This window comes from Promicromonospora sp. NPDC057138, from assembly GCF_042670845.1.
Taxonomy (GTDB): Bacteria; Actinomycetota; Actinomycetes; order Actinomycetales; family Cellulomonadaceae; genus Promicromonospora.
In genome coordinates, this window is sequence record NZ_JBHUUX010000001.1 from 346,048 (window position 1) to 369,144 (window position 23,097).

Below are 23,097 nucleotides of genomic sequence, written 5' to 3' on the forward strand. Positions count from 1 at the left end.
CGGCAGGAGGCGAAGGTCACTTTTTCGGACCAGTGCAGCGCCGCAGGTCAGCGGGCTGCGGCTGGCGACGCGCCGGACGGACACGCCAGCGCTCCCGGACGCCGGAACCGACACGCCCGGCGTGGGAAACGCTGGTGCGCATGCCGAACAGACGCGAACTGGTGCACTTCTCGCTCCGCGTGTGCGTGCCCACCTGAATTCTGCCGGGTGCGGATCTCACCCGAAGGGGTGCGCCGGCTCGCCGGCCAGCTCGACCTCCAGGATGTCGAGGACCTGGTCGATCGGGTTGGCGTAGGTGAGCCCCTTCCCGCTGTGCCCGCCGGACTCCGAACCGGCGAACAGCAGACCGAGCGCCACGCCGTCCTCCCGGTACACGAGGGCCCCCGAGTCGCCGCCCCGGGAGAACGGCCCGTCGTCGAGGCTCTCGATCTCGATCTGGTCGTCGAAGCTGAGCGCGCCGAGGTCCTCGTAACCCACTATGACGTCGTCCAGCTCGATGGCGGTGACCCGCCCGCGCGTGATCGCCGTCGTGCGGCCGACCTTGCCGACGATCTCGCCGCCGAGGGCCCGTGCGGTCTTCACGACGCGCCCCACCGGGTACTCGAAATCGACGGGTACCCGGTCGAGCCGTGCGATGGCGGCGTCGGTGTAGGCCGGTTCGAGCGCGTCCAGGTTCACCACCTGCGTCAGCTCGCCGATCCGGTCGCCGGGCGCCAGGCCCCCGTCCGCCGGCCCGGGCTGCAGGACGGCGTCGCCGGGCCGCGCCTCGGGGGAACCCGCCAGCACGTGGTAGTTCGAGAGCGCGTACAGCCGGCCGTCGCCCCGAGAGCTCGCGCGGGTCACGAACGCCCCGAGGGTGCCCGCCGTGACCCCGACGTGGCCGATGGAGATGCCCGGCCGCAGCGGACGGCGCCGGTCCGTGTCGCCGTCCGCCTGCGACGTCGGTGCGGGCGGGCGCGGGCCCAGCTCGCTCACGGGGCGGATGCGGCCGGTGCGCCGGATGTCGACGTCGGGCCCCACCTCCGCCGAGACCTTGCGCACTATCGAGCGGGCCCGGGGGACCCCGAGCCGGTAGCGGACGGCGATGCCGAACCTGCCCTCGGCCTGGGGTATCAGCCCGAGCGCGATCGTCGGGGCGCGGACGACGTCGGCCGCCCCCGATGCGGACTGCCTTCTCCATGACCGCGGCGTTGCCACGACTCCATGCTTCTCGGCGAGCTCTCGGGCGAAGGCTGCGAGCTGCTCCTTCATCTTTCTGGCCTGGTCGCGGTCCATGCCCTGATCCTCTCCTCACCCACCAACACGACACGGCACACGCCGTGGCGACACGCCGGTCTGTCCTACAAAGTCATCCGATAGACGGATATCGCCTAGCCAGGTTTGCGCGGTACGTTCCTCTGCTACACCCAACCATGGCCGGGTGAAAGCCAGGAAGTCCTGTGATGTCACAAAACATCACGGAACTCCTCCTGAATCGATAGCGGCGCCCGCTCAGGGCGCCGGTGAACACGGAACGGCGAGAATGATCGGGACGATGGACGAGACGCGGAGCGCGCGGGTAACCCGCGCCGACGTGCGCGAGGCCCTGATGTGGGCCCTCGAGCTGGACCGCGCCGCACTGCTCGCGCACAGGGCGGCCGTGCACTCCAGCAAGAGCGACCTCACACGCCGCCGGGCCGACAAGGCACTGGTCGAGCAGTGGCGTGCCCGCAGGCCGGACAACGGGAAGGGCACCGTGCCCCGGGAGTGACAATGGCCGGGTGAGCACAGGAGTCCAGAACCTTCCCCGGGTCCGCGCGTCCGAGCTCGTCGGCCGCGGCTGGCTGAACACCGGCGGGCGTGACATCACGCTCGCCGAGCTGCGCGGCAAGGTCGTCGTCCTCGACTTCTGGACCTTCTGCTGCATCAACTGCCTGCACGTCCTCGACGAGCTGCGCGAGGTTGAGGAGCAGCACCGCGACGAGTTCGTGATCGTGGGCGTGCACTCGCCGAAGTTCGAGCACGAGGCCGATCCGGAGGCGCTCGCCGCCGCCGTCGAGCGGTACGAGGTGCGGCACGCCGTCCTGGACGACCCGGAGCTGGTGACCTGGGGCGCGTACACCGCGCGGGCCTGGCCCACGCTCGTGGTCATCGACCCCGAGGGGTACATCGTGGCGCAGATGGCGGGCGAGGGGCACGGCTCCGCGATCGCCGCGCTCGTCACCGACCTGATCGCCGAGCACGCCGCGAAGGGCACCCTGCACCGCGGCTCCGGTCCGTACGTGCCGCCCGCCCCGGCGTCGGGCACGCTGCGGTTCCCCGCGAAGGCCCTCGCGCTGCCGAACGGGAACCTCCTGGTCGCGGACGCCGGGCACCACTCCCTCGCGGAGCTCGCGCCCGACGGCGAGACGCTCGTGCGGCGCATCGGCTCGGGCGAGCGCGGGCTGCTGGACGGGGGGCCGGGCGAGGCGCGGTTCTCGGAGCCGAACGGGTTGTGCCTGGTGCCGGACGAGCTGCGCCCCCACGTCGGCTACGACGTCCTGGTCGCCGACACCGTCAACCACGCCCTGCGCGGCGTGCGCCTCGCGGACGGCGTCGTCACGACCGTGGCGGGTACCGGCGAGCAGTTCATGGTCGGCGGGCAGGAGAACGTCCGCGGGCGCGACGGCGAGCCGCTGGGCGCCTACGAGCCAGGCACGGCCGTCGCGCCGCTCGACCTGCGCCTGAGCTCCCCGTGGGACGTCGCGTGGTCGACGGTGCGCGGCACCTTCGTTGTCGCCATGGCGGGCAACCACACCCTGTGGGAGGTCGACCTCCTGCAGGGCTCGGCGTCCCTGCTCGCCGGCACGATGAACGAGGGCCTGGAGGACGGGCCGGGCGAGGGTGCCTGGTTCGCCCAGACGTCCGGCATCACGCCGTCGGTCGACGTCGCGGGCCGGCCGGACGGTCACCTCTGGATCGCGGACTCCGAGACGTCGTCGCTGCGCCGCGTCGAGCTGTCCCACGGCGCGGACGGGTCCCCGGCCGCGACGGTCCGGACCGCGGTGGGCCAGGGCTTGTTCGACTTCGGGCACCGCGACGGCGCCGCCGACCAGGCGCTGCTGCAGCACCCGCTCGGCGTGGCCACGCTGCCCGACGGCTCCGTCGTCGTCGCCGACACCTACAACGGGGCGCTGCGCCGGTACGACCCGGAGTCGGGCGAGGTGACGACCCTGGCGAAGGACCTGGCCGAGCCCTCGGACGTGCTCGTCGAGGTCGCGGACGGCGCCGTGCACCTGCTCGTCGTGGAGTCGGCCGCGCACCGGCTCACCCGGGTCGCGCTCCCGGCGACCCTGGCGGGCGAGGTGCTCGACGGCGGCGCGCACCGCGTCGCCCGGCCCGCCACCGACGTCGGCGCGGGGCCGCTCCGGCTGGACGTGCCGTTCGTGCCCGCACCCGGCCAGAAGCTCGACGATCGCTGGGGCCCGTCGACGTCGCTCCAGGTCAGCGCGACTCCGCCGGAGCTGCTGGTGTCCGGGGCGGGGGACGGCACCGACCTGTTCCGCGACCTCGTGATCAACCCCGAGGTGACCGAGGGCGTGCTGCACGTGACCGCGAAGGCGGCGTCGTGCGACGAGGTGCCCCTGCTGCCGAACGGCGAGCCGGACCCGGACGTGTTCCCGGCCTGCCACCTGGCGCAGCAGGACTGGGGCGTCCCGGTCCGGGTGGTGCCCGACGGCGACGCGGACCTCACGCTCCCGCTCCGCGGCTGACCCTGTCAGAAGCCCGCGCACGTGTCAGACCCTCAAGTCACCCGGGTGATCTGTGTGTCTGACACGTGCGCGGGCTTCTGACAGGTCAGGCGGCTCATGCAGCCAGCACCCCGGGCAGCTCGGCCAGCGAGTCGATGACCGTCGTGCGCGTCGCCTCGGGGCGCAGCGCGTGCAAGTAGCCCCACGGGCCCCTGCGGAGCAGGATCGGCCGCATCCCGGCCTCGGCCGCGGGGAGGACGTCGTTGTCGAGCCGGTCGCCGACGTAGGCGATCTCCTCGGGCGCGACCCCCGAGAGCTCGGCGACGCGCGCGAAGAACCCGGGCTCCGGCTTCTGCACGCCCCACTCGTCCGAGGTGCGGATCGCGCTCGCGGGCAGGTCCATCGCTTCCAGCGCGGCGCGTGCCTCGGGCGGCTGGTTCCCTGCGATGACGACGTCGAAGCCCGCCTCGCGCAGCGCGGTCAGGGCGGGCCGGACGTCGGGATACAGGTCGTCCGCGTCGAACCCGTTGCGCAGGCCGTCCGGCTCGTCCAGCGCCCAGCGGGCGATCTCGGCCTCGAAGTCCAGGCCCGGCCGCACCATCTCGAACGCGTCCCGGTGCGGCAGGTCGAGTGCGGCACAGCCGCCGAGCACACCGAGGAACGTGAGCGGCGGGACGCCGAGCCGCTCCGCCCAGCGCAGCCAGATCCGGGACTCGTCGATGAGCGTCTCTCCGACGTCGAACACCACAGTGCGCACCATGACCCCGACCCTAGGACGTGTCAGACCCACAGGTCATCCGAGTGACCTGTGGGTCTGACACGTCAGGGGGATTGCAGGTGACGGGACAAGATCGCGAGGACGCGTTCCGGTTCGGTCCTTGCCGCGGACGCCGGTAGACGGAGGTGGATCGTTCCGTCGCCGGTGCTCAGCTCGGCGTCTCGCAGGAGATCGTCGTACCAGCGGGCCGCGTTCATGTGCCCGATCCCGTCGATCTCCACCACGACCCGTCGTCCGCCGTTGAGAATCCACTCGGCGTCGAGGAAGCGATGCTTGCCCCGGGAATCGACGCGATGCTCCTGACGCTTGGGCTCGGGCAGGCCGTTTCGACGGCACAACCGGACGAAGTCGATCTCGCTGAGCGCGTCCGATCCACCCCGGATGTCGGCGACGCTGCGGCGCATGAGGTCGCGGAAACGCACCTGCCCCACACGTTCGAGCTGGTCCCACAACTGCTCAGGCGAGGTCTTTCGCTGTTGCACTACCGCGGCGAGCAGCCCGACGGCGGTCCGTGGCGACTCCTGCCAGGCTGCCGCATCGACAGCGCATCGCTCCACCGTGTGTACAGGCAATCGGTCCAGACGCACGATGTCTTCGGGCGCGGGCCGGCGTGACTCGTGCACGACGACGCCGGAGAGTCGCCGCGTCTTGGCGCCCCGTGGCACCACGATGTGCGTTCCCGGCCGGTCCCAGCCGCGCAGCCCGTGCTTGGCGAGGCCGGTCCAGGAACCGAGCGCCACCGGTGGTTCGGCGTCGAGGATCGCTACCCACAGTTCTGCCTCGCGCGGCAGAGGGCCGGCATGCAGTACGACGACGTCACTCGTCACCGCGCGCCATCGTCGGGCAGCGAGCTGGCTGGCGACATGCCGGGCGGTGATGCCGACTCCGGCGAGCTGGGCGCGAGTGACTACCGCGTGCTGCCGCCGAGCGAGCTGCGCCAGACCGTGCGTCCGCTCGAAGTTTCGTGATCCCGTCATGCAGCGATCCTGCGTCGCCGAAGTTCGCCGTCGTCTGGTCCACTGGGCTGCCTGTGGACGGAACCTCGTCACCGGCCCCTGTGGTCACGCTCGAAGCCTTGCAACCGCTGAAAGATGGTCTGCTGCGGCAGCGGAGAGGTTCCCGCCTCATGCACTTGTCAGACCCGAACAGACCTGTCAGACCCACAGGTCACCGGGGTGACCTGTGGGTCTGACACGTGCCGGAGCGTCTGACAGGTCGACCAGGTCGACCTCGACTCACGCCAGGCGGAACAGCGCATCCCCCGCCTGGACCTGCGTGCCCGGCCGGGCCAGCTCCTCGAGGCCACGCGGCCCCAGGTCCAGGGCGACGACCGGCACCAGGGGCGAGCGGCCGCCGTCGGACACCACGGTGGGGGACCAGACGATGAGCTCCTGGCCGGCCGCGACGGCGTCGCCCTCGGCGACGAGCAGGGTGAAGCCCCCGCCCCCCAGCTGGACGGTGTCGATGCCGAGGTGCACCAGGACGCCCCGGCCGGCCACCGGGGCGGCAGGCGCCGCGGGAGCGCCCTCGGCGTCCGCCGGCTCGTCCGCGGGCGGCGCCAGGAGCACGAACGCGTGCGGGTGCAGCTTCACCACCACCCCGGCACACGGCGCGACGACGCGTCCGCCGAGCTCGGGGTCGGGGTCGACGGCGAGCCCCGGGCCGACGATGCTCTCTGCGAAGACGGGATCGGGCACGTCGCGCATCGCGACCACCCGTCCTGCGACGGGGGATCCGACGATCAGGGCCTCGGCCATGGGGTCATCTTGTCAGATCGCGGACTACTACGAGAGCGGTCCTTTGCCGGAGGGCGGTCCCGGGAAGTCCCGGAGCGAGGACCGACCCGCGCAACGGAGTCTCGCTCGCCGGGGCGCTCGCGTGTAACGTTCCGAGCGCACTCGACGACGAGCCTTGAGGGAGCGTACGGATGACGAGCGAGAGGCTCACGGGGGTCCCGGCGAGCCCGGGTCGCGCGGTGGGGGTCGTGGTGCGCATGCCTGCCCGCGTCCCCGAGCCGAGGACGACCCGCCTGTCCGGCTCGGCCGACGACGCCGTCCGCGCCGTCGAGGAGGCCGCGGCCCGCGTGGAGGCGGACCTGGCGGAGCGGGCGGGCCGCGCGTCGGGCACGGCCGCCGACGTGCTCGCGGTCACCGCGGCCATGGCCGCGGACCCGACCCTGGCGGCCGGTGCCGCGCGCCGGGTCCGGGAGGACCGGCTCACCCCGGAGCGCGCCGTGTGGGACGCCGCGGGGTCCGTGGCGGCACAGCTCGAAGCGCTGGGCCCGCCCATGTCGGAGCGGGCCCGCGACGTGCGCGACGTGCGCGACCGCATAGTCGCCGCCCTCACCGGGGCGGTCCCGCCCGGCGTACCCGATCCGGGCCACCCGTTCGTGCTGGTCGCGAGCGATCTCGCCCCGGCGGACACCGCGATGCTCGACCCGGCGGTGGTCACCGCGGTCGTGACGGCGCGTGGCGGCCCCACCTCGCACATGGCGATCCTGGCCCGGGCCCTCGGCATCCCGGCCGTGGTGGCGCTGCCCGGCGCGGGCGACCTCGTCGACGACGAGGAGGTGGTGGTCGACGGCACCATCGGCACAGTCCTGCGTTCCCCGTCCGCGGCGGACGTCGAGGGCGCCCGGCGGCGGATCACGGCCGCCACCTTCGACGGCCGGGGCGTCACCCGCGACGGGTCCGAGGTGGAGCTCGTCGCGAACGTCGCCGACCCGGCCGCGGCGGCGGCCGCGGCGGCCGCTGGCGCCCGGGGCGTGGGCCTGTTCCGCACCGAGTTCTGCTTCCTGGGCCGGGGCGAGGAGCCCAGCGTCGAGGAGCAGGTGACCGCCTACCGGGCCGTACTGTCTCACTTCCCGGGCCGCCGCGTGGTCGTGCGCACGCTCGACGCCGGCGCCGACAAGCCGCTGCGCTTCCTCACGCCGGAGCACGAGGACAACCCCGCACTCGGCGTGCGCGGGCTGCGCACCGCCGTCGCGCACCCGGACGTGCTGGACCGCCAGCTCGACGCGATAGCACAGGCCGCCGCCGCGGAGACGGCGGAGGTCTGGGTGATGGCGCCGATGGTCGCGACCGTGGACGAGGCCCGCGACTTCGCCGCCGCGTGCTCCGCGCACGGCTTGGAGCGGTCAGGCGTGATGATCGAGACGCCGGCGGCCGCGCTGCAGGCGCGGCACGTGCTGGCCGAGGTGTCGTTCGCGAGCCTCGGCACCAACGACCTCACGCAGTACACGATGGCGGCCGACCGCGACCTGGCCGGTGTGGCGGCCTTGTCGACCCCGTGGCAGCCCGCCGTCCTGCAGCTTGTCCGGATAGCGTGCGAAGGTGGTGCGGTGCATGGTGCTCCCGTGGGCGTGTGCGGCGAGGCGGCGGCTGATCCGCTCCTCGCCCCCGTGCTGGTGGGACTCGGCGTAACGTCATTGTCAATGACCCCCCGTGCGCTGGCCGACGTCGCGAGCACCCTGGCAGGCGTGTCCCGCGACGAGTGCGCGGAGCTGGCACGCACAGTCCTCGAGTGCCCGACGGCGCAGGCGGCGCGCGACGCGGTACGGGAACGTCTTCTCCCCTGAACTTCATCTGAACCTACTGGTCACATCCCAGTCACGTAGGCGCTTTAAGGTGGCCCGCATGCCCGAACCGATCCGGACCGATCCGCCGGAGCCCGCTGCACCAGACGTGCAGGTCACGCTCTCGACGGCGTCGGTCTTCCCACGCCGTGTGCCGCTGGCCTTCGAGTCGGCGGCCGAGCTCGGCTACGACGGTGTCGAGGTCATGATCTGGTCCGAGGAGGTCACCCAGAACCCGCGCTCGTTGGCGAAGCTGGCGGCCGACACGGGCATGCCGGTGCGCTCGGTGCACGCTCCGACGCTGCTGGTGAGCCAGCGGGTCTGGGGCCGCTCCCCGGTAGCCAAGCTGGAGCGGACGGCGGACATGGCCCTCGAGCTCGGGGCCGGCACGGTGGTGGTGCACCCGCCGTTCCGCTGGCAGTACAAGTACGCGCGGCAGTTCCAGGACCAGGTGCGCGCGCTCAGCGAGACGACCGGCATCACCATCGCCGTCGAGAACATGTACCCGTGGCGCGGCGGCAAGCGCGAGTTCCAGGCCTACCTGCCAGGCTGGGACCCCGCCGAGCACGACTACGACGCCGTCACGCTCGACCTGTCGCACGCGAGCGTGGCGCAGCAGGACGCGCTGACGCTGCTCCACACCTTCGGCGACCGGCTGCGGCACGTGCACCTCGCGGACGGCAACCACGGCGCACGGGACGAGCACCTCGTGCCCGGCCGGGGCAGCATGCAGGCCGAGAAGGTGCTGGAGGAGCTGGTGGCGCGCCGCTGGAGCGGCGACGTCTGCGTGGAGATCTCGACGCGTGCGGCGCGCACGGCCGCCGAGCGGCACGACGACCTGGCGGCCTCGCTGCAGTTCGCGCGGGCCTACCTGTCGCCCACCCCGCACGAGTTCCACACCCCGCCCGGTGCGCACCACCGGCCCCACGACGCCTGGTAACGAGGCAGGAGCGCCGTCGCGGTCCCCGGTCTGTCGAGGGTGATCTTGGTCTCGAATGGGTTCGATCGGGCGCCTGGTCGGGGCTAGACTGAGCGCCGTCGAGGACGTATGGCGCGACTCCGCGCCACAAAGGGACGAAGGAGGTGGCGCGCATGACCCGTAGCGAGCCTCCGAGTAGTCCGAACCGCAGCTGAGCTGACGGTTCCCCGCCCGCCTCTCCGCGGGCACTCGCGCGCCGGTGCGCTCCGCCCTTCTCGGGCGTGAGGTCCACCGGCCGTTCGGCCGTCCCTGTTGCGGTGTCCGTTCGCAGTCCTTTTTCCTGCGCTCGACCCCAGGAGTTCCCCATGGCCACGTTCCTGCCTTCCCGCCCCTCTCGTCCGCTGCTGGGTGCGCTGCGCCAGCGCCGCGCCGTCGACGTCGTGCCCGACGTCGCCCCGCGCCCCGCCGCGCCCGCGCCCCGCTCGTCGGTGGTCGCCGCCGCGATCTACGACGACGGCGTCCGCACCGCCGCCTACGACAACCTCGCGGAGACATTCAGCGCGCTCCGCTCGCGCCCGGGCGGCATGGCCTGGATCGGGCTCGAGCGGCCGGACGAGGCGGAGCTGACCTCGCTCGCGCGCGAGTTCGACCTGCACCCCCTCGCGATCGAGGACGCGATCCAGGCGCACCAGCGCCCCAAGATCGAGCGGTACGGCGACACCCTGTTCGTGGTGCTGCGCGCCGCGCGCTACCTGGACGACGCCGAGGAGGTCGAGTTCGGCGAGCTGCACGTCTTCGTGGGGCCCGACTTCGTCGTGACCGTACGGCACGGCGCCTCGCCGGACCTGGCCGCGGTGCGCGGCCGCCTGGAGGCCGACCGCGAGATGCTCGCCCGAGGTCCCGAAGCCGTCCTGTACGCGATCCTCGACAGCGTCGTGGACGGGTACGCGCCTGTGGTCGCCGGCCTGGACCACGACATCGACGAGATCGAGTCCGACGTCTGGGGCGGCGCCCCCGACGTGTCGCGGCGCATCTACGAGCTGTCGCGCGAGGTCATCGACTTCCAGCGGGCGGTCCGGCCCGAGCAGGGCCTCTGCGCCTCGCTCGCCAAGGGCGCCGACAAGTACGGCGTGCACCCGGAGCTGCAGGCCTACCTGCGCGACGTCGCCGACCACCTCACCGAGGCCGCCGACCGCATCGAGGTCTTCCGGGCGGCGCTCCGCGACATCCTGACGGTTGCCGCGACACTCGTCGCGCAGCGGCAGAACGAGGAGATGAAGCACCTGTCGGAGGTCAGCATCCGGCAGGGCGAGGAGGTCAAGAAGATCTCGGGCTGGGCGGCCATCCTGTTCGCCCCGACCCTCGTCGGCACGGTCTACGGCATGAACTTCGACGTCATGCCCGAGCTCGGCTGGGCGTACGGCTACCCGGTGGCTCTCGTCGCGATGCTCGCCGTCAGCGTCGGCCTGTTCGGCGTCTTCCGCTGGAAGCGCTGGATCTGACCCCTCTGTTGTGGGCGTGACCGTTGCGCCTAAAACGGGCACATAGTCGCAACGATCCCGCCCATCACCAAGAGGTCAGGCGGGGTCGAGCGACTCCGGGTCGGGCAGGGACACGATGTACCGGTGCCCGACGGCGGAGACCATCAGGCCCGCGATCGCCCCGACGAGCAGCGGCGTGCTGTAGCCGCCGCGCGCCAGCAGGCCGCCGATCAGCGACCCGAGCGGCATGGTGCCCCATAGCGCTGTGCGCCACGTGCCGTGCACCCGGCCCAGCAGCTCGTTCGGCACCGCCGCCTGCCGCAGCGACATCACCAGCACGTTCCACGCTGTCGTGCAGCCGAACGACACGAAGATGGCGACCGCCCCCACCCAGGCCAGCGGGAACGCGCCGGCCAGGAACCACGCCCCGAGGCCGACGGCGTTCGCGACGGCCATGACCGGACCGGTCCCGAAACGCGTCTTGAGCCGGTTGGTGAGGGCGGCAGCGGTCAGCGAGCCCGTGGCGCCGGCCAGCAGGAAGGTGCCGTACCAGGCCTCGGGCACGTCGAGCCGCTCCAGGATGAAGAGCACGAGCGTGGACGTGATGGCGGCGTGGCAGAGGCCGATGAGCACGCTCACGATCCACAGCGGCCGCAGCATCGCGCTGTCCCAGATGAAGCGGAAGCCGGCGGCCAGCTCGGCGCGCCAGCCGGTCACCATCGAGGCGGCCCGGGAACGCTGCGCGCCGTCGGAGGCCTCAGGCGCCTCGGGTGGCGCCGGTGGCTCGGCGTCCGACCCCGGCACCGCATCCCGCACCGGCTCGGCGTCCCGCCCCGCGGTCGCGCGTCCGTATCGGCGTCCGGCCATACCGGACGCCACAGCGGGCAGGGTCAGCGCCAGCCCGCCCGCGACGGCGTAGGCGCCGGTGTTCAGCCCGAGCGCCCAGACCGCCGAGAACGCGAGGAGCCACGACGTCAGCGGCTGGGAGAGGAACTGCTGCACCACGATCTCGGTGGCCTCGATGCGCGAGTTCGCCCGCGGCAGGTCGCCCCGGCCGACGAGGGACGGGACGACGGCGCGGATGGCGCCGTCGTACACCGTCTCGAGCATGCCGTAGACGAACACGACCAGCAAGAGCCACCAGATGGTGAGCGTGCCGGTGACGTGCAGCGCGAGCAGCCCCGCCGCCACGAGCGCGCGGACGCCTCCCGCGAGACCCAGCGCGAGCCGCCGGTCGATCCGGTCCACGAGCACGCCCGCCGGGATGGCGAACAGGAGCCAGGGGAGCAGCGACGCTACCGCGACGAGCGAGACGAGCAGCGGGTCGTTCGTGAGCTGCACGGCCAGGAGCGGCGCGGCGACTCGCGCGATGCCGTCACCGAGGCTCGAGCTGAGGTTGGCCGCGACGACCCGGGCGAACGAACCCCCGAGCGCCCCGGGACGGGTGTCGGGGACGGGTGCGGGACGGGCGGCGGAGGACACGGCCAGAGGCTACCGCGTCGCCCCCGCCAACTTTCACCCACGACGACTACCTCGGCGTACGTCCCGGATCAGGCGGGGACGCGCTCCGGTATCCGGGCGCCGACCGCGCGCAGCACGAACGACTCGGCGGCGCGGATGGTGCGCTCGCGCGCGACGGGCTCGTCGGGGATCAGCCGGCCGGACAGGCACGCGTTGACGAGGTGCACAGTCGGTTCGATGTCCTGGGGCGGGAACGTCCCGGCGTCGATCCCCGCGGTGAGGATCCGGCGCAGGATCGCCTCCACGATGTCGGCGTGCTCGCGCAGGCGCTGCTGCGTGGCGCGGGACAGGACCGTCCGTAGGTCCGGGCCGGGGGCGAGGTGGAAGACACGGGTGAGCTGAGCCTGCTGGCGGATGTAGGTACGCAGCTGTTCCACGGGGTCGCTCACGCCGTCGAGCGCGCGCTCCAGCGTGTGGGCGTACTGCTCCGTCTCGTGGGTGATGAACCCGAGGAGCAGCGCTTCCTTGTCGTGGAAGTGGTTGTAGACAGCGGTCCGGCCGACGTGCGCCGCTGCGGCGATGTCGGCCAGGGTGATGGTGTCGAACCCGCGCTCCGCCATGAGGGTGGACAGAGCGGTGAACAGCTTGTGCCTCGTCATCTGGCGGTGCTCGTGCAGGCTCTTGCCGATGATCTTGGGCATGCTGACATCATATGCCCGCCACGTCAGGTAACTGGAACGCCGGATCGGTCCCCGACGGCATGCGGAAGCGGGCCCCAGCGCCAAGATGGCGTTAAGTCCTGATACGCGGTCTTTGCGGTACTTGAACCACCAATATTTCACCCTTTTGAACTGAGACTCAGTCGCCAGAAACATTCATAGGCATACAGTGCGCGTGCTGTCACGAGCGTGTTTCCTCTCTGTAACATGCTCGCATCATCGAGGAAAGTGCCCGGCAGTAAAGTTCCCGCATGACATTTCTGGCGGGTGTGATTCCAGCGGAACACGCCTCGGGTCACCTTCTGATCCTGCCCAGCACGAACGGACCCGTCGCCGTCAGTCAGCTCGCAGCCGCGTGGTTCTCCGATATCGCATGGCTCCGGGAGCCGTCCCGCGCCTCGGGCGGCGCGCGGCGGATGTCCGGTGCCCGATTCCGGGGAATGGCCCAGCCCGACTCGCTCATCCCCGGCGCCATGCGCCTGGGGGAGGGGCACGTCGCCACCGGCCCTTTTGAGGTCGGCGAGGCGCACCTCGCCGAGCTCAAGATCCCCGCGGCCCAGGCGGAGGCTTACTCGGTAGCGCGCGGCGACGGCCTGCGGGACGTCCGCGGCGCGGCACCGACGTCGTACGACGATCGGGACGGCATCGCCCGCACCTTCCCCCACGCGCTCCCGCAGGGGGAGGAGCTGCGCATCGTGCAGTGGATGGTCGCGGCGGCCCGCAAGACGGGGGGCGGCGTGCTCGCCGACGGCCGGCAGCCCCTCGTTCCCGACCATGCCGCGTCCGTCAACCTGGCCCTCTACTCGGCGCACCCGCTCCAGCCGGGCGACGTGCTGCCGATGCTGCGGTCGCTCATCGCCACCGCCGACGTGTCCGCCGACCAGGTCACGCCCGACGGGTCGCCGCGTTACACGCTGGTCGGCAGCACCGCGTACGACGGGTCGATAGTGATCGACGTCGAGCGCGTCGACCGCGTGCCGCGCGCGCTCGGGTCGCTGGACTGGCGCAGCTACGGGCCGTTCGCCTACCGCCTGAGCTGGATGCCCGCCGACCCGTACGAGCTCGAGCTGGAGACCGCGTCCGGCCTGCACGTCATCGCCCGGGCGCGCATGCGCGTCTCGCTCGCCCGCCTCGCGGTGGCGCTCCAGAGCCGCATCGCGGGGATCCTCGTGGACGACGGCGGCTTCATCGCCACTCCCGAAGAGCTGGAGGGGCGCAACGACTCGGCCGCGGGCGGCGCGCCCGGCACTCGTGCCTGGGTCTGACGCCGTTCCAGTTATCCACAGATTTTGTCCACAGGCCTGTGTACGGTGCGGGAAATCCGGGGCTGCACCTGTGGACAGAGCTGTGGGTGAAAACAGGGTGAAAATTACAACGGTGGAGCGGTTGCCGCGTGCACGGCACGCGGATAGAAACGTCGCAATGGTTCGACGATTCGGGTGCAGATGCGGTGCGCTGCAGCAGTACCGACCGGCCCGAGCATCGGACACATGGTCGACCGGAGAACGACAGGACGTCCCGTACCGCGGTGCGGGCTGTGGATGACGCCACAGGTGCCTGTACGGGGCCGGAAGACCGCCCGCGTCCGAAGCATCCGTGGAGAACAGGCCCGGCGGTCCGGGCCTGACGGATGTCTCGGGGTCGTGACGTCGACACGACGCTCTGGTCCTCGACCAAGGCGGACCACGGGTACGCGGTGATGCCAGGGCCCCCGGCCTGCCCCGGGGGCCCTGGCTTGCGCCTGCTTCCGGGCTCCCGATCTAGGCTCAGTCCATGAGCAACCTCGAGACCCAACCGGCCGAGCAGGTCTGCACCGCGGGTGAGCAGGGTGAGGGCATCGAGCTCCTCACGCCCCGCGACGTGCCCCTCGGCGGGCCCCGGGCGATGAACGTGCGGCGCACCATCCCGCAGCGCGCGCGGTCTCTCGTGGGGGCGTGGTGCTTCAGCGACCACTACGGTCCGGACGACGTGTCGTCCAGCGCCGGCATGCAGGTCCCGCCGCACCCGCACACCGGGTTGCAGACGGTGAGCTGGCTCTTCGAGGGCGAGATCCTGCACCGCGACTCCGTGGGGTCGCTCCAGACGGTCCGGCCGGGCGAGCTCAACCTCATGACGGCGGGCGTGGGCATCTCGCACTCGGAGGAGTCGCCCGCGCAGGCGCGCCCGCCCCGGCTGCACGGCGTCCAGCTGTGGACGGCGCTGCCCGGCTCGGCGCTCGGCATCGACCCGCACTTCGAGCACCATGGCGACCTCCCGGTCCTGCGGGCCGACGGCGCCGTCGTGCAGGTGTTCATCGGGCGCCTCGCCGTGGGCGGGCAGCACCTGGACTCGCCCGCGACGACCTACACGCCGCTCGTGGGCGCGCAGATCGACCTGGAGCCGGGCGCCGAGGTGCGGCTGGACGTCGACCCGGCGCACGAGCACGCCCTGCTCGTCGACGCCGGGGACGTGTCGTTCGAAGGGAGCGCGGTTCCGCCGTCGAACCTCGGTTACGCGGCGCCGGGGCGGCCCGCGCTCGTGGTGCGGGCCGGTGCCGGCGCGCCCGCGCGGGCGGTTCTGATCGGCGGGCTGCCGTTCGCCGAGGACGTCATCATGTGGTGGAACTTCATGGGCCGCACGCACGAGGACATCGTCCGGGCCCGCGACGACTGGATGGCGCAGATCGCTGAGCTCGACCCGTCAGGGCACGGCGGGGCGACCGGGTACGCCGACGGCGCCGCCGGACGCCGGTTCGGCCAGGTGGACGGCTATCCGAGCGGGCCGCTGCGCGCGCCGGCGCTGCCGGACCTGCGCCTCAAGCCGAGGGCGCGGCCGGGGCAGAGCTGACGCGTCGCGCCGGCAGGCCGCGGGTGAAACCGGGCTGTCAGTGGCTGCCCCTATGGTCGGGGCCATGAACCTGCGGGGTACCTCAATTGTCCTGATGGGACGGTTCCACAACCTGTCTCACGCCACGGCGAAGGCCGGGCTCGAGGCGCTGGGTGCGCGCGTGTCGGCTTCGGTCTCCGAGAGAACGGACCTGGTCTTCGCCGCGCGTGACGTGGACGGTCGCAAGGTCGGCAAGGCGAGCACGCTCGGCATCCCGATCTATGACGGGACGGCGCTGCGGGCCGCGGTCAAGAGCGCCGCCGAGCTCTCGGCCGGTGAGGAGTCCGCCGGCGAGGCAGAGGCCTTCGTGGACCACTCGTCGTTGGCATCGGCCGCCGACCCGGCCGCGCTGCTGAACGTTCTCCAGGAAGCGGACTGGTCCGCCTTCGTGGCCCAGCGGGACCTGGTGCCGCTTCGGACCCGGTTGCTGGAGCTCGAGCGGACGCACGGAGTCACCGAGGCCCACCGGGTCGCCACCGCCCGGATCTGCGATCTTGACGGCACGCGGTTGCTGCATCCCTACGGCCACATCACGGAGATCGAGTCGGCCGTCGGCAGCCCGTGCGGGCGTTATCTGGCCACCGGAAGCTGGGTCGGCGACAACTACCACCGCGGTGGTGCGTTGCAGATCTGGGAGGTCGCCAGCGGCCGCTGCGTCAATGTGCTCGACCGCATCGAGGGCGGCGTCGGCTGGCCTGACCACGACGACGTCATCCAGTGGTCGGCAGACAGCACCCGCGTCGGGCTCGCCTACGACACGAACCAGGTGGGGGTCTTCGATCCCTTCGACGCTCACAGCGCTCACACGTATCCCCTCGCCAGCGCGTCGGTGACCGACGGGGCCAGCAGGCCTCCGGCATGGGACCTGGCGCCTGACGGCCGGAGTGCGTACGTCTTGACAGGGTCCCCATGCTCGATCAAGGGCTGTGTCGTCCCGCTCGAGGCAGGCGACCTGTTCTGGCTGCCCGACTACGCGCCGCCATCGCACCCTTACCTGCTGGGTGGGACGCTTCCCGAGGAGCTCGGGGACCGCGAGCTGTGGCTGGACGGTGGGGTCAGCTGGTCGCAGGACGGCACCAAGCTCTACGCGAAGGATGCCGAGCTCAAGAGGGACCTCGTCATCGACCTCGCCACCAAGGAGGTCACGTGGTCGACCGACAAGGGCAAACGGAAATACGCCGGCGCGACGATCGATGGCTCGGGTGGAGTGCGGTTCTCCGTGGACTCGAACCGGGTGACCTTCCGCCGGCCCGACACCGGCGGGATGCTGGGCGACTTCACGTTCCTCCGCGAACCTGCAGGGCCTCGCGTCTTCGAGGACGAATACCTGTTCGAAGACGCCAACTTCGCGCTGGATGACGACACCTGGTGCGCAGCCTTCGAGGAGGGCGTGGTCATCGCACCGCCGGACCGCAGGGACGAGCTCGAGGCGGTGCTGGCCTGGTCGGTCGACCGGCGGTTCGCGTGGCCGGCGCGGTGGGGCGGGCTCGAGATCGTGCCGGACGTGCGGGCCGCCGCGGAGCGGCTGGGGGAGGACGGCCTCGGCTACTTCGTCCGGGAGTACGCCGAGCAACTTGAAGCCGCCGAAGCTGCACAGGCCACGGGGAACGCGAGGGTCGAGGGGGACGGGGCATGGCCGCCGCCCAACACCGCGACGATGGATGACCTGTTCTCGGCGGTGAGGGACTCCGTATCCGCGCTCGGGAGCAACTGGAACTTCGCTGTGAGCCCGGGCCTCCGCTACGCGGCCCGGCTCCAGGCTCGGCGCGGGGAGGCCGAAGGGGCAGTTGAGCTCGTCGAGGCGATCCCCGATGTGGACCAGCGAGTCGCGGCGTCGGCTGAGGTAGCCATGATCCTGGCCCGTGGCGGGCTGACCGAACAGGCGCGAGCTGCTTTCGCCTTCGCCGAGGCCCGCGCGGAATTCGTAGCCCTCGAAACTTACGACGTCGCGGGCGTCACCTCCTCGGTGGCCGGCGCCTACCAGGCGCTGGGTGACAAGGCTGCCGCCGATGTGTGGTTCGCCCGCGCACAGGAGGCCCTCAGGCTGGAAACCGCGTCATGGGACAACCGGCTCGCGGTCCTCTGGGCGCTCACGGAGTGCGGGCGCGTGGACGAGGCCAGGTCGACCTGGGCGTCCCTGGGGGACGGGACCAAGCGGCCCAGCGGCTGGACCTGCGAGCCGTGGCTGCTCTACCTGCTGAGCACCGACCGGGTCGGCCTGGCCGAAGAGTTCCTCGACGCGTGGGTCCCGCGCGGCATGGACCGGCCGTCGAGCATGATCAAGGCACTGGTCGAGCTCGGCCAGCCAGACTTGCTTCGCTCGGGGCTCGCCGGCTCCTGGTACATCAAGGACGAGGACTACGAGCGCGCCCAGGCGATCGCCGACGGCGCCCCGAGGCGGTCCCTGCCGCCGACGCCGACCGAGGACGAGGTCGCGGCTCTGGCTGAAGCACACGCCGAGCTGCTCAAGATCCCACGCGCCAAGCGTGAGATGCCGACCACGGAACTCATCGAGCGAGCAGCGGACTGCGGGCACCTCAGCGCCGCGCTGGACCTGCTCGGCAACCTCGGGGCCGACGACTTCAACGACCGGCCGAAGGCCGCGTTCTCCGCCCTGTGGCGCGCCGCCACAGGGCACTACGTCGCTCCGTGGTGACACCCGCCGGGCGGCTCCTCGCGGAGTCCGCCCGGCTCTCGCTCGAGCAGCGCCCGGGCAAGAGCCGGCCCACCGCGGCGTCGTTCAGCCGTCGATGTCGTACCGGAGCATGAACTCGCCCGCGTCGAGCACCACGTAGCTGACCTCGACCGGCGTGCCGTCCTTCGTGAACGCGGTCCGCGTGACCGACAGCACCGGCGTACCGGGCTCGATCCGCAGCTCCTCGATCTCCTCGATGGTCGGCATGCGGGCCACGACGTCCTCGCGGAACCGCACCGGCGCGTGCCCGGTCTCGGTCAGGCGTGCGTGCGTGCCGCCCGGCCCCACCTCCTGGTCCGCGATCGGCGTGCCCGCCGCGATCGACGCGGGCAGGTACGACGTCGCGAACAGCACGGGCTTGCGTTCTCGCAGGTGCAGACGCTCGCGCACGGTGACCTTGTCGCCCTCGGCGAGACCCAGCGTGGTGCGGATCTTCTCGGAGGGCTCGGCCTCCGCCGTGACGGCGAGCGTGCGGACCACGAGCCCGGCACCGGTCTCGTCGATCTCGGCGGTCACCGTGGACTCGTCGACCTTTCCGCCGGTGCTGTCCCGCACTATCGGCTCGAAGGCGCGGACGAACACACCGGAGCCGTGCCGGGTGACGGTCAGGCCCTCGTCCTTGAGCATGGACAGGCCGTGGCGCGCGGTCATGCGCGCCACGCCGTAGTTCGACATGAGCGCTGCTTCGCTCGGAAGACGATCGCCCGGTTTGTAGGTTCCGGAGCGGATCGCGGCACGAAGATCTTTGGCGATGCTTGCGGCAGTCACACGTCCCTCTCTAGACACGGAACCCACCTAACCCGCAGCCAGTGCGTATACGCAACTTTTCGGCGTAGCGGTTGCGCCCTCAAGTTAACCCGCAAGAGGCTGTCTATGCGCCTAGAGGTAGGTGCAGAGAGGCGGGAGAGATGGCAACGATTGCGGGAAGCCTGGCCGATTCTGCGGCCGGTGCGTCGGACCTGCTGGCGGAGGTGGGGGACGCGAGGGTCAAGTGGGTCGAAGTGTTCCGCGATCATCTGGTCGTGCATCCGGCACGACTGACCGAGGGCGCGGACATCGCCGCCCAGCTCGGGATCACCGTGGCGACGGACTACCCGGCCACGAAGCCGGGCTTCACGATCTGGTCCGGCCGCTGGAAGGGCATGGAGATGTTCGTCTACGGCGAGCTCCGCGGGGCCGCGCGGCCGGTCCGGGCGTGGCCGACGTGACGGCCGGGTCCTGCGACGCGGGCCCCGGCGCCGACGACTGCCCGATGCCGGGCGCGCACCTCGCGGAGCTGGTCGGGGTCACCGCGCTGATCGCCCACATCTTCGACATCCAGACCCTGGACGTCCGGGCGGGGGTCGATCACCTCGATCTCGAGGACGACGTCGTGGGCGTGCTGACCGTCGACGTCGTCGCCGCGCGGGTGCGGGACGCGATGAAGCTCGCCGGGCTGCTCCACCTGACCGAGCGTCTGGGGCACCACGGCGGCGAAAGGCCGTCGGTGTGGCGGTGCTGGAGCGGCTGGGTGCCTGCCGCCGAACGCGGACTGCCCGTCTCGCTGCACGTGACGGCGCCGCTCCGGGGCTGAGCTGGCCACCGCAAGCCCCTGGGTACGAGCGACGCCCCTGGTCGGATCCTTCTGACCAGGGGCGTTCATGCTGGAGCGGGTGACGGGAATCGAACCCGCGCTATCAGCTTGGGAAGCTGAAGTTCTACCATTGAACTACACCCGCATCGTCCGGTTCTGCCCGGGTATCTGCTGTTTGCGAATCCCGCTAGGGTTCCGCAACAGCGCCCGTGAACCTGGCGCGCGACCCGATCATACCCAACCTCGCCCGGATGCCCGAACCGGGTTTCGAGCGAGTGTCGCCGAGCAGCCGGAGCAGCCGTGACCGACCACCCCAGCGAGAAGCCGACCGAGCCGATCTACCAGGAGACGAAGCCGCTGCCCCCGCGCCCGCCGCAGCCTCCGCGCCCGCCGCGCGAGACGCGTGCGCTGCAGACGCCGAAGGCCGGGGGAAGGCCTCCGTCGGGCGCCGGCCCGGCGAACTACCAGCAGCAGTACGACTACGACCGTCCCACGCCGCCCGCCGAGCACGTGCCGGGGCGCAAGTCCCGCGTGACGGCAGGTCTGCTCGGGATCCTGCTCGGCGTGGTCGGCGCGCACCGGTTCTACCTGGGCTACAAGGGCCTGGGCTGGATCATGCTGCTCATCACGGCGGTGTCGCTCGGGAACGCCTGGTTCGTGCCGGCGATCTGGGGCGCCATCGAGGGCATCCTGTACCTCGTGATGCGCAAGGGCTACTGGTCGGTGGACTCGAAGCACAAGCCGTTGCAGTGGTGACGGCCGCCCGGTAGAGCCACCACCCCGGGACGGATCGGCGCCGTCCCGCGCGGCCCAGTACCGTATCGGGGTGCTCCTCTCCGACCGCGATATCCGTGCCGAGCTCGAGGCCGACCGCGTAGTCCTCGACCCGTACGAACCGTCGATGCTGCAGCCGTCGAGCATCGACGTGCGCCTCGACAAGTACTTCCGGCTGTTCGACAACCACAAGTACCCGTTCATCGATCCGGCGGAGGACCAGCCCGAGCTGACCCGTCTCGTCGAGGCCGACAACGGCGAGGCGTTCGTGCTGCACCCGGGGGAGTTCGTGCTGGGCAGCACCTTCGAGGCCGTCACCCTGCCCGACGACATCGCCGCACGCCTCGAGGGCAAGTCCTCCCTGGGCCGCCTGGGCCTACTGACGCACTCGACAGCCGGCTTCATCGACCCCGGGTTCAGCGGGCACGTGACGCTGGAGCTGAGCAACGTCGCTACCCTGCCGATCAAGCTGTGGCCAGGCATGAAGATCGGGCAGATGTGCTTCTTCCGGCTGTCGTCGGCGTCGGAGCACCCGTACGGGTCGGACCTGTACGGGTCCCGCTACCAGGGCCAGCGCGGCCCCACGGCGTCCCGCTCCTCGAAGAACTTTCACCGCACCGCGGTGTGACCGGCGGGGGCCGGACGGCGCCCTTCGGGCCCGGTGCCGGACGGTAGGCTCCGGGTGCCCGGCGCGGACCGGGCACCCGGACGTCAGAAGGGACCCCGATGGCCTCTCCCCAGCTCCCGCTCTTGCCACGCACGGTTGCGCAGGCACACCAGGCGCGGCACATCCTGACAGTGCCTGGCGACGTGGAGCTGGACGAGATCGAGGTCCTCGCGCTCTCCCGCTTCTCCGCCACGCGCTGGGACGTGGTCCCCGCAGGCATCCTCCCGGGCAACGTGGCCGGCGCCCCGCAGGGCCGCCGGGCGCAGGGCAAGGAGGTGGGTGTGCTGCGGATCTCCCGGCACGCCGTGATCAACGGGCCGTACCTGCCCTCGGGCGACGGGTTCGACCTCGGCGTCCCGCCGGGCGCGGCGCTGGCGTTCGACGTCGTCTGCCACCGGGAGCGCGGCGAGGTGCCGTTCCCGGCGGGCGACCGCGACGGCATCGGGCGCGCCTTCGCCGCCGGGATACCCGAGCGGGAGGAACGCCGCCTCGTCGAGTGGCTGGTCGCCGTCGCGCGCCGCCTGGGCGGTTCCCTCCGCCTGGACGTCGGCGGCCTGTGGGACGCCCCTGGCGGCCCGACGGCGAAGCCCGGCGCCGGCGTGGTGCTCACCCCGGACGCCGGGGCCGCCATCGACATGACCGTCTACTCCGACGTCTGGCTCGACCCGCAGGCCGCGCACACGATCCTGCAGAAAGTTCACCCGCGCGCCCGCCTCCACATGGAGGGCCAGGAGTGGGGCGGGCCGCCGAAGGGCATCGCGGACAAGCCGCTGTACCCGGGCGACCCTCTCGACCCCGAGCTGCGCAAGAGGCTGCATGCGGCCGCCGACGACTACGACATCAAGGCCCTCACCGGCCCGCGCGTCCTGGACGGCTACGGCCTGATCGTGGAGCTCGGCGTCGACGGCGTCGTGTCGGTCGAGATCAGCGGCGAGGAGAAGCTCCCGCGCCTGCTGCGCGGCCTGCCGTGGGCCGAGCAGGGCGCGGTGCGCTACTGGGTGCACTGGGAGCCGCAGGACCTCGTGGAGTCGCAGCGGGAGTTCCCCGCCATGGAGCTACGCGTCGCGCGGAAGCGTGCGGCGGAGCTGGTGGCCCGGCTCGCCGGCGCCATCCACGCCGCCGCTGGAGGCGAGATCGCCGACGAGGATGGCTTTCTGGTAGACCCGACCGACCTCTGAACGACCGCGCCAGGCGGTCAGAGGTACTGGCCGGGGGTCCGGCGCTCGCCGCCGTCGTCCTGCCCGCCGGGCATGGTGGGTCCGCCGGGACCGGCGGGACCGAATGCCGCGGTGCCCGGCGGCAGGGCGCGGCGCATCTGCGAGAGCTGCGCCTGGGCCGCCATCTGCTGCGCCACGAGCGCCGTCTGGATGCCGTGGAACAGGCCCTCGAGCCAGCCCACGAGCTGCGCCTGGGCCACGCGGAGCTCGGCCTCGGACGGCGTGGAGTCGTCCGAGAACGGCAGCGTGATGCGGTGCAGCTCGTCGACCAGGTCGGGGGAGAGACCGTCCTCGAGCTCATGGATCGAGCGCTCGTGGATCTCGGCCAGGCGCGTGCGGGCAGCCTCGTCCAGCGGGGCGTCGCGCACCTCGTCGAGCAGCCGCTTGATCATGCCGCCGATGCGCATGACCTTGGCCGGCTCCTCGACCTGGCCCACGACGGCCTCGGCCTCGTCGATCTCGTGGTCCTCGCCGGAGCCGCCGGGCTCGCGCTCGGGCGGCACCGCTGCGCCGTCGGGCGTCACCACTTGGGGGTGGAGGGTGGACGGGCCGTCGGCGGGACGGCTGGGCCCCTCGCGGCGGTCGGGGGTGTCGTCGCGTCGCTCGTCGGGCTGGGAGGTCGCTCGGTCGTCGGTCATGGGTCCAGTCTTGCCCGAATCGTCTG

22 protein-coding genes and 1 tRNA gene are annotated in these 23,097 nt (G+C 71.9%); 14 read left to right on the forward strand and 9 right to left on the reverse strand.

Annotation, left to right across the window (positions count from 1 at the left end; genetic code table 11):
- Positions 1 to 216: 216 nt before the first annotated feature.
- Entirely contained in the window at positions 217 to 1,275 is a 1,059-nt protein-coding gene (locus ACFT2C_RS01520) for a hypothetical protein (RefSeq protein WP_377205235.1), read from the reverse strand.
- Positions 1,276 to 1,534: 259 nt separating this feature from the next.
- Between ACFT2C_RS01520 and ACFT2C_RS01525 the strand changes: the two genes are divergently transcribed.
- Complete coding sequence (locus ACFT2C_RS01525) at positions 1,535 to 1,750, forward strand: hypothetical protein (RefSeq protein ID WP_377205236.1); 216 nt, start codon at positions 1,535 to 1,537, stop codon at positions 1,748 to 1,750.
- Between the two features lie 10 nt (positions 1,751 to 1,760).
- Positions 1,761 to 3,731, forward strand: a complete 1,971-nt coding sequence (locus tag ACFT2C_RS01530; protein ID WP_377205237.1) for an NHL domain-containing thioredoxin family protein — start codon at positions 1,761 to 1,763, stop codon at positions 3,729 to 3,731.
- Between the two features lie 94 nt (positions 3,732 to 3,825).
- On the opposite strand, the gene ACFT2C_RS01535 is transcribed toward ACFT2C_RS01530, so the two are convergent.
- Both ACFT2C_RS01535 and ACFT2C_RS01540 read right to left on the reverse strand, forming a co-directional pair.
- Positions 3,826 to 4,470, reverse strand: coding sequence for an HAD family hydrolase (locus tag ACFT2C_RS01535; RefSeq protein ID WP_377205238.1), 645 nt, complete (start codon positions 4,468 to 4,470; stop codon positions 3,826 to 3,828).
- A 62-nt stretch (positions 4,471 to 4,532) separates the two neighbouring features.
- On the reverse strand, positions 4,533 to 5,228 hold the full coding sequence (locus ACFT2C_RS01540) for a hypothetical protein (protein ID WP_377205239.1): 696 nt from the start codon (positions 5,226 to 5,228) through the stop codon (positions 4,533 to 4,535).
- Between the two features lie 60 nt (positions 5,229 to 5,288).
- Between ACFT2C_RS01540 and ACFT2C_RS01545 the strand changes: the two genes are divergently transcribed.
- On the forward strand, positions 5,289 to 5,456 hold the full coding sequence (locus tag ACFT2C_RS01545) for a hypothetical protein (RefSeq protein ID WP_377205240.1): 168 nt from the start codon (positions 5,289 to 5,291) through the stop codon (positions 5,454 to 5,456).
- Between the two features lie 267 nt (positions 5,457 to 5,723).
- On the opposite strand, the gene ACFT2C_RS01550 is transcribed toward ACFT2C_RS01545, so the two are convergent.
- Positions 5,724 to 6,245, reverse strand: coding sequence for a PTS glucose transporter subunit IIA (locus tag ACFT2C_RS01550; protein ID WP_377205241.1), 522 nt, complete (start codon positions 6,243 to 6,245; stop codon positions 5,724 to 5,726).
- A 170-nt stretch (positions 6,246 to 6,415) separates the two neighbouring features.
- Between ACFT2C_RS01550 and ptsP the strand changes: the two genes are divergently transcribed.
- The 3 genes from ptsP (at position 6,416) to ACFT2C_RS01565 (ending at position 10,483) form a co-directional block, all read left to right on the forward strand.
- Positions 6,416 to 8,065 carry a phosphoenolpyruvate--protein phosphotransferase gene (ptsP, locus tag ACFT2C_RS01555; RefSeq protein WP_377205242.1) on the forward strand — a complete coding sequence of 550 codons (1,650 nt, stop codon included), beginning with the start codon at positions 6,416 to 6,418 and terminating at the stop codon, positions 8,063 to 8,065.
- 58 nt (positions 8,066 to 8,123) lie between these two features.
- Positions 8,124 to 9,002, forward strand: coding sequence for a sugar phosphate isomerase/epimerase family protein (locus ACFT2C_RS01560; RefSeq protein ID WP_377205243.1), 879 nt, complete (start codon positions 8,124 to 8,126; stop codon positions 9,000 to 9,002).
- A 344-nt stretch (positions 9,003 to 9,346) separates the two neighbouring features.
- The gene (locus ACFT2C_RS01565) at positions 9,347 to 10,483 is read left to right on the forward strand and encodes a magnesium and cobalt transport protein CorA (protein ID WP_377205244.1); all 1,137 of its coding nucleotides are present in this window, start codon (positions 9,347 to 9,349) and stop codon (positions 10,481 to 10,483) included.
- A gap of 75 nt (positions 10,484 to 10,558) precedes the next feature.
- Here ACFT2C_RS01565 and ACFT2C_RS01570 read toward each other — a convergent pair whose 3' ends face one another.
- Entirely contained in the window at positions 10,559 to 11,944 is a 1,386-nt protein-coding gene (locus ACFT2C_RS01570) for an MFS transporter (protein WP_377205245.1), read from the reverse strand.
- A 68-nt stretch (positions 11,945 to 12,012) separates the two neighbouring features.
- Positions 12,013 to 12,624 (reverse strand): TetR/AcrR family transcriptional regulator, encoded by a 612-nt coding sequence (locus ACFT2C_RS01575; RefSeq protein WP_377205246.1) that lies wholly within the window; start codon positions 12,622 to 12,624, stop codon positions 12,013 to 12,015.
- Positions 12,625 to 12,893: 269 nt separating this feature from the next.
- Here ACFT2C_RS01575 and ACFT2C_RS01580 point away from each other — a divergent pair, with 269 nt between their 5' ends.
- The 3 genes from ACFT2C_RS01580 to ACFT2C_RS01590 all read left to right on the forward strand — a co-directional run bounded on the left by ACFT2C_RS01580 (position 12,894) and on the right by ACFT2C_RS01590 (position 18,163).
- Positions 12,894 to 13,907: a hypothetical protein gene (locus tag ACFT2C_RS01580; protein WP_377205247.1), complete on the forward strand. Its 1,014-nt coding sequence runs from the start codon at positions 12,894 to 12,896 to the stop codon at positions 13,905 to 13,907.
- A gap of 508 nt (positions 13,908 to 14,415) precedes the next feature.
- Positions 14,416 to 15,468: a pirin family protein gene (locus ACFT2C_RS01585; protein WP_377205248.1), complete on the forward strand. Its 1,053-nt coding sequence runs from the start codon at positions 14,416 to 14,418 to the stop codon at positions 15,466 to 15,468.
- A 94-nt stretch (positions 15,469 to 15,562) separates the two neighbouring features.
- Positions 15,563 to 18,163, forward strand: coding sequence for a hypothetical protein (locus tag ACFT2C_RS01590; protein WP_377205249.1), 2,601 nt, complete (start codon positions 15,563 to 15,565; stop codon positions 18,161 to 18,163).
- A gap of 84 nt (positions 18,164 to 18,247) precedes the next feature.
- Here the strand turns inward: ACFT2C_RS01590 and ACFT2C_RS01595 are convergent, their stop codons facing one another.
- Complete coding sequence (locus tag ACFT2C_RS01595) at positions 18,248 to 18,997, reverse strand: GntR family transcriptional regulator (protein ID WP_377205250.1); 750 nt, start codon at positions 18,995 to 18,997, stop codon at positions 18,248 to 18,250.
- Between the two features lie 113 nt (positions 18,998 to 19,110).
- Here ACFT2C_RS01595 and ACFT2C_RS01600 point away from each other — a divergent pair, with 113 nt between their 5' ends.
- Together ACFT2C_RS01600 and ACFT2C_RS01605 are read left to right on the forward strand one after the other, a co-directional pair.
- Entirely contained in the window at positions 19,111 to 19,410 is a 300-nt protein-coding gene (locus ACFT2C_RS01600; protein WP_377205251.1) for a hypothetical protein, read from the forward strand.
- Positions 19,398 to 19,775: a hypothetical protein gene (locus ACFT2C_RS01605; RefSeq protein ID WP_377205252.1), complete on the forward strand. Its 378-nt coding sequence runs from the start codon at positions 19,398 to 19,400 to the stop codon at positions 19,773 to 19,775. The genes ACFT2C_RS01600 and ACFT2C_RS01605 overlap by 13 nt, the downstream gene beginning before the upstream one ends.
- Positions 19,776 to 19,846: 71 nt before the next feature.
- Here ACFT2C_RS01605 and ACFT2C_RS01610 read toward each other — a convergent pair.
- Positions 19,847 to 19,920, reverse strand: a tRNA-Gly gene (locus ACFT2C_RS01610).
- Positions 19,921 to 20,075: 155 nt separating this feature from the next.
- Between ACFT2C_RS01610 and ACFT2C_RS01615 the strand changes: the two genes are divergently transcribed.
- The 3 genes from ACFT2C_RS01615 to ACFT2C_RS01625 all read left to right on the forward strand — a co-directional run bounded on the left by ACFT2C_RS01615 (position 20,076) and on the right by ACFT2C_RS01625 (position 22,394).
- Positions 20,076 to 20,531 carry a TM2 domain-containing protein gene (locus ACFT2C_RS01615; RefSeq protein WP_377205253.1) on the forward strand — a complete coding sequence of 152 codons (456 nt, stop codon included), beginning with the start codon at positions 20,076 to 20,078 and terminating at the stop codon, positions 20,529 to 20,531.
- Positions 20,532 to 20,601: 70 nt separating this feature from the next.
- The gene (gene dcd / locus ACFT2C_RS01620; protein WP_377205254.1) at positions 20,602 to 21,177 is read left to right on the forward strand and encodes a dCTP deaminase; all 576 of its coding nucleotides are present in this window, start codon (positions 20,602 to 20,604) and stop codon (positions 21,175 to 21,177) included.
- 98 nt (positions 21,178 to 21,275) lie between these two features.
- On the forward strand, positions 21,276 to 22,394 hold the full coding sequence (locus ACFT2C_RS01625; RefSeq protein ID WP_377205255.1) for a hypothetical protein: 1,119 nt from the start codon (positions 21,276 to 21,278) through the stop codon (positions 22,392 to 22,394).
- 17 nt (positions 22,395 to 22,411) lie between these two features.
- Here the strand turns inward: ACFT2C_RS01625 and ACFT2C_RS01630 are convergent, their stop codons facing one another.
- Complete coding sequence (locus ACFT2C_RS01630) at positions 22,412 to 23,071, reverse strand: bacterial proteasome activator family protein (protein ID WP_377205256.1); 660 nt, start codon at positions 23,069 to 23,071, stop codon at positions 22,412 to 22,414.
- Positions 23,072 to 23,097 lie beyond the last annotated feature (26 nt).

Bases quoted from the DNA above. Each gene is read 5' to 3' on its own strand.
- ACFT2C_RS01520 (WP_377205235.1), bottom strand. From the start codon at position 1,275: ATGGACCGCGACCAGGCCAGAAAGATGAAGGAGCAGCTCGCAGCCTTC.
- ACFT2C_RS01580 (WP_377205247.1), top strand. From the start codon at position 12,894: ATGACATTTCTGGCGGGTGTGATTCCAGCGGAACACGCCTCGGGTCAC.
- ACFT2C_RS01545 (WP_377205240.1), top strand. From the start codon at position 5,289: ATGCAGTACGACGACGTCACTCGTCACCGCGCGCCATCGTCGGGCAGC.
- ACFT2C_RS01575 (WP_377205246.1), bottom strand. From the start codon at position 12,624: ATGCCCAAGATCATCGGCAAGAGCCTGCACGAGCACCGCCAGATGACG.
- ACFT2C_RS01565 (WP_377205244.1), top strand. From the start codon at position 9,347: ATGGCCACGTTCCTGCCTTCCCGCCCCTCTCGTCCGCTGCTGGGTGCG.
- ACFT2C_RS01535 (WP_377205238.1), bottom strand. From the start codon at position 4,470: ATGGTGCGCACTGTGGTGTTCGACGTCGGAGAGACGCTCATCGACGAG.
- ACFT2C_RS01550 (WP_377205241.1), bottom strand. From the start codon at position 6,245: ATGGCCGAGGCCCTGATCGTCGGATCCCCCGTCGCAGGACGGGTGGTC.
- ACFT2C_RS01625 (WP_377205255.1), top strand. From the start codon at position 21,276: ATGGCCTCTCCCCAGCTCCCGCTCTTGCCACGCACGGTTGCGCAGGCA.
- ACFT2C_RS01560 (WP_377205243.1), top strand. From the start codon at position 8,124: ATGCCCGAACCGATCCGGACCGATCCGCCGGAGCCCGCTGCACCAGAC.
- ptsP (WP_377205242.1), top strand. From the start codon at position 6,416: ATGACGAGCGAGAGGCTCACGGGGGTCCCGGCGAGCCCGGGTCGCGCG.
- ACFT2C_RS01600 (WP_377205251.1), top strand. From the start codon at position 19,111: ATGGCAACGATTGCGGGAAGCCTGGCCGATTCTGCGGCCGGTGCGTCG.
- ACFT2C_RS01590 (WP_377205249.1), top strand. From the start codon at position 15,563: ATGGGACGGTTCCACAACCTGTCTCACGCCACGGCGAAGGCCGGGCTC.
- ACFT2C_RS01630 (WP_377205256.1), bottom strand. From the start codon at position 23,071: ATGACCGACGACCGAGCGACCTCCCAGCCCGACGAGCGACGCGACGAC.
- ACFT2C_RS01525 (WP_377205236.1), top strand. From the start codon at position 1,535: ATGGACGAGACGCGGAGCGCGCGGGTAACCCGCGCCGACGTGCGCGAG.
- ACFT2C_RS01585 (WP_377205248.1), top strand. From the start codon at position 14,416: ATGAGCAACCTCGAGACCCAACCGGCCGAGCAGGTCTGCACCGCGGGT.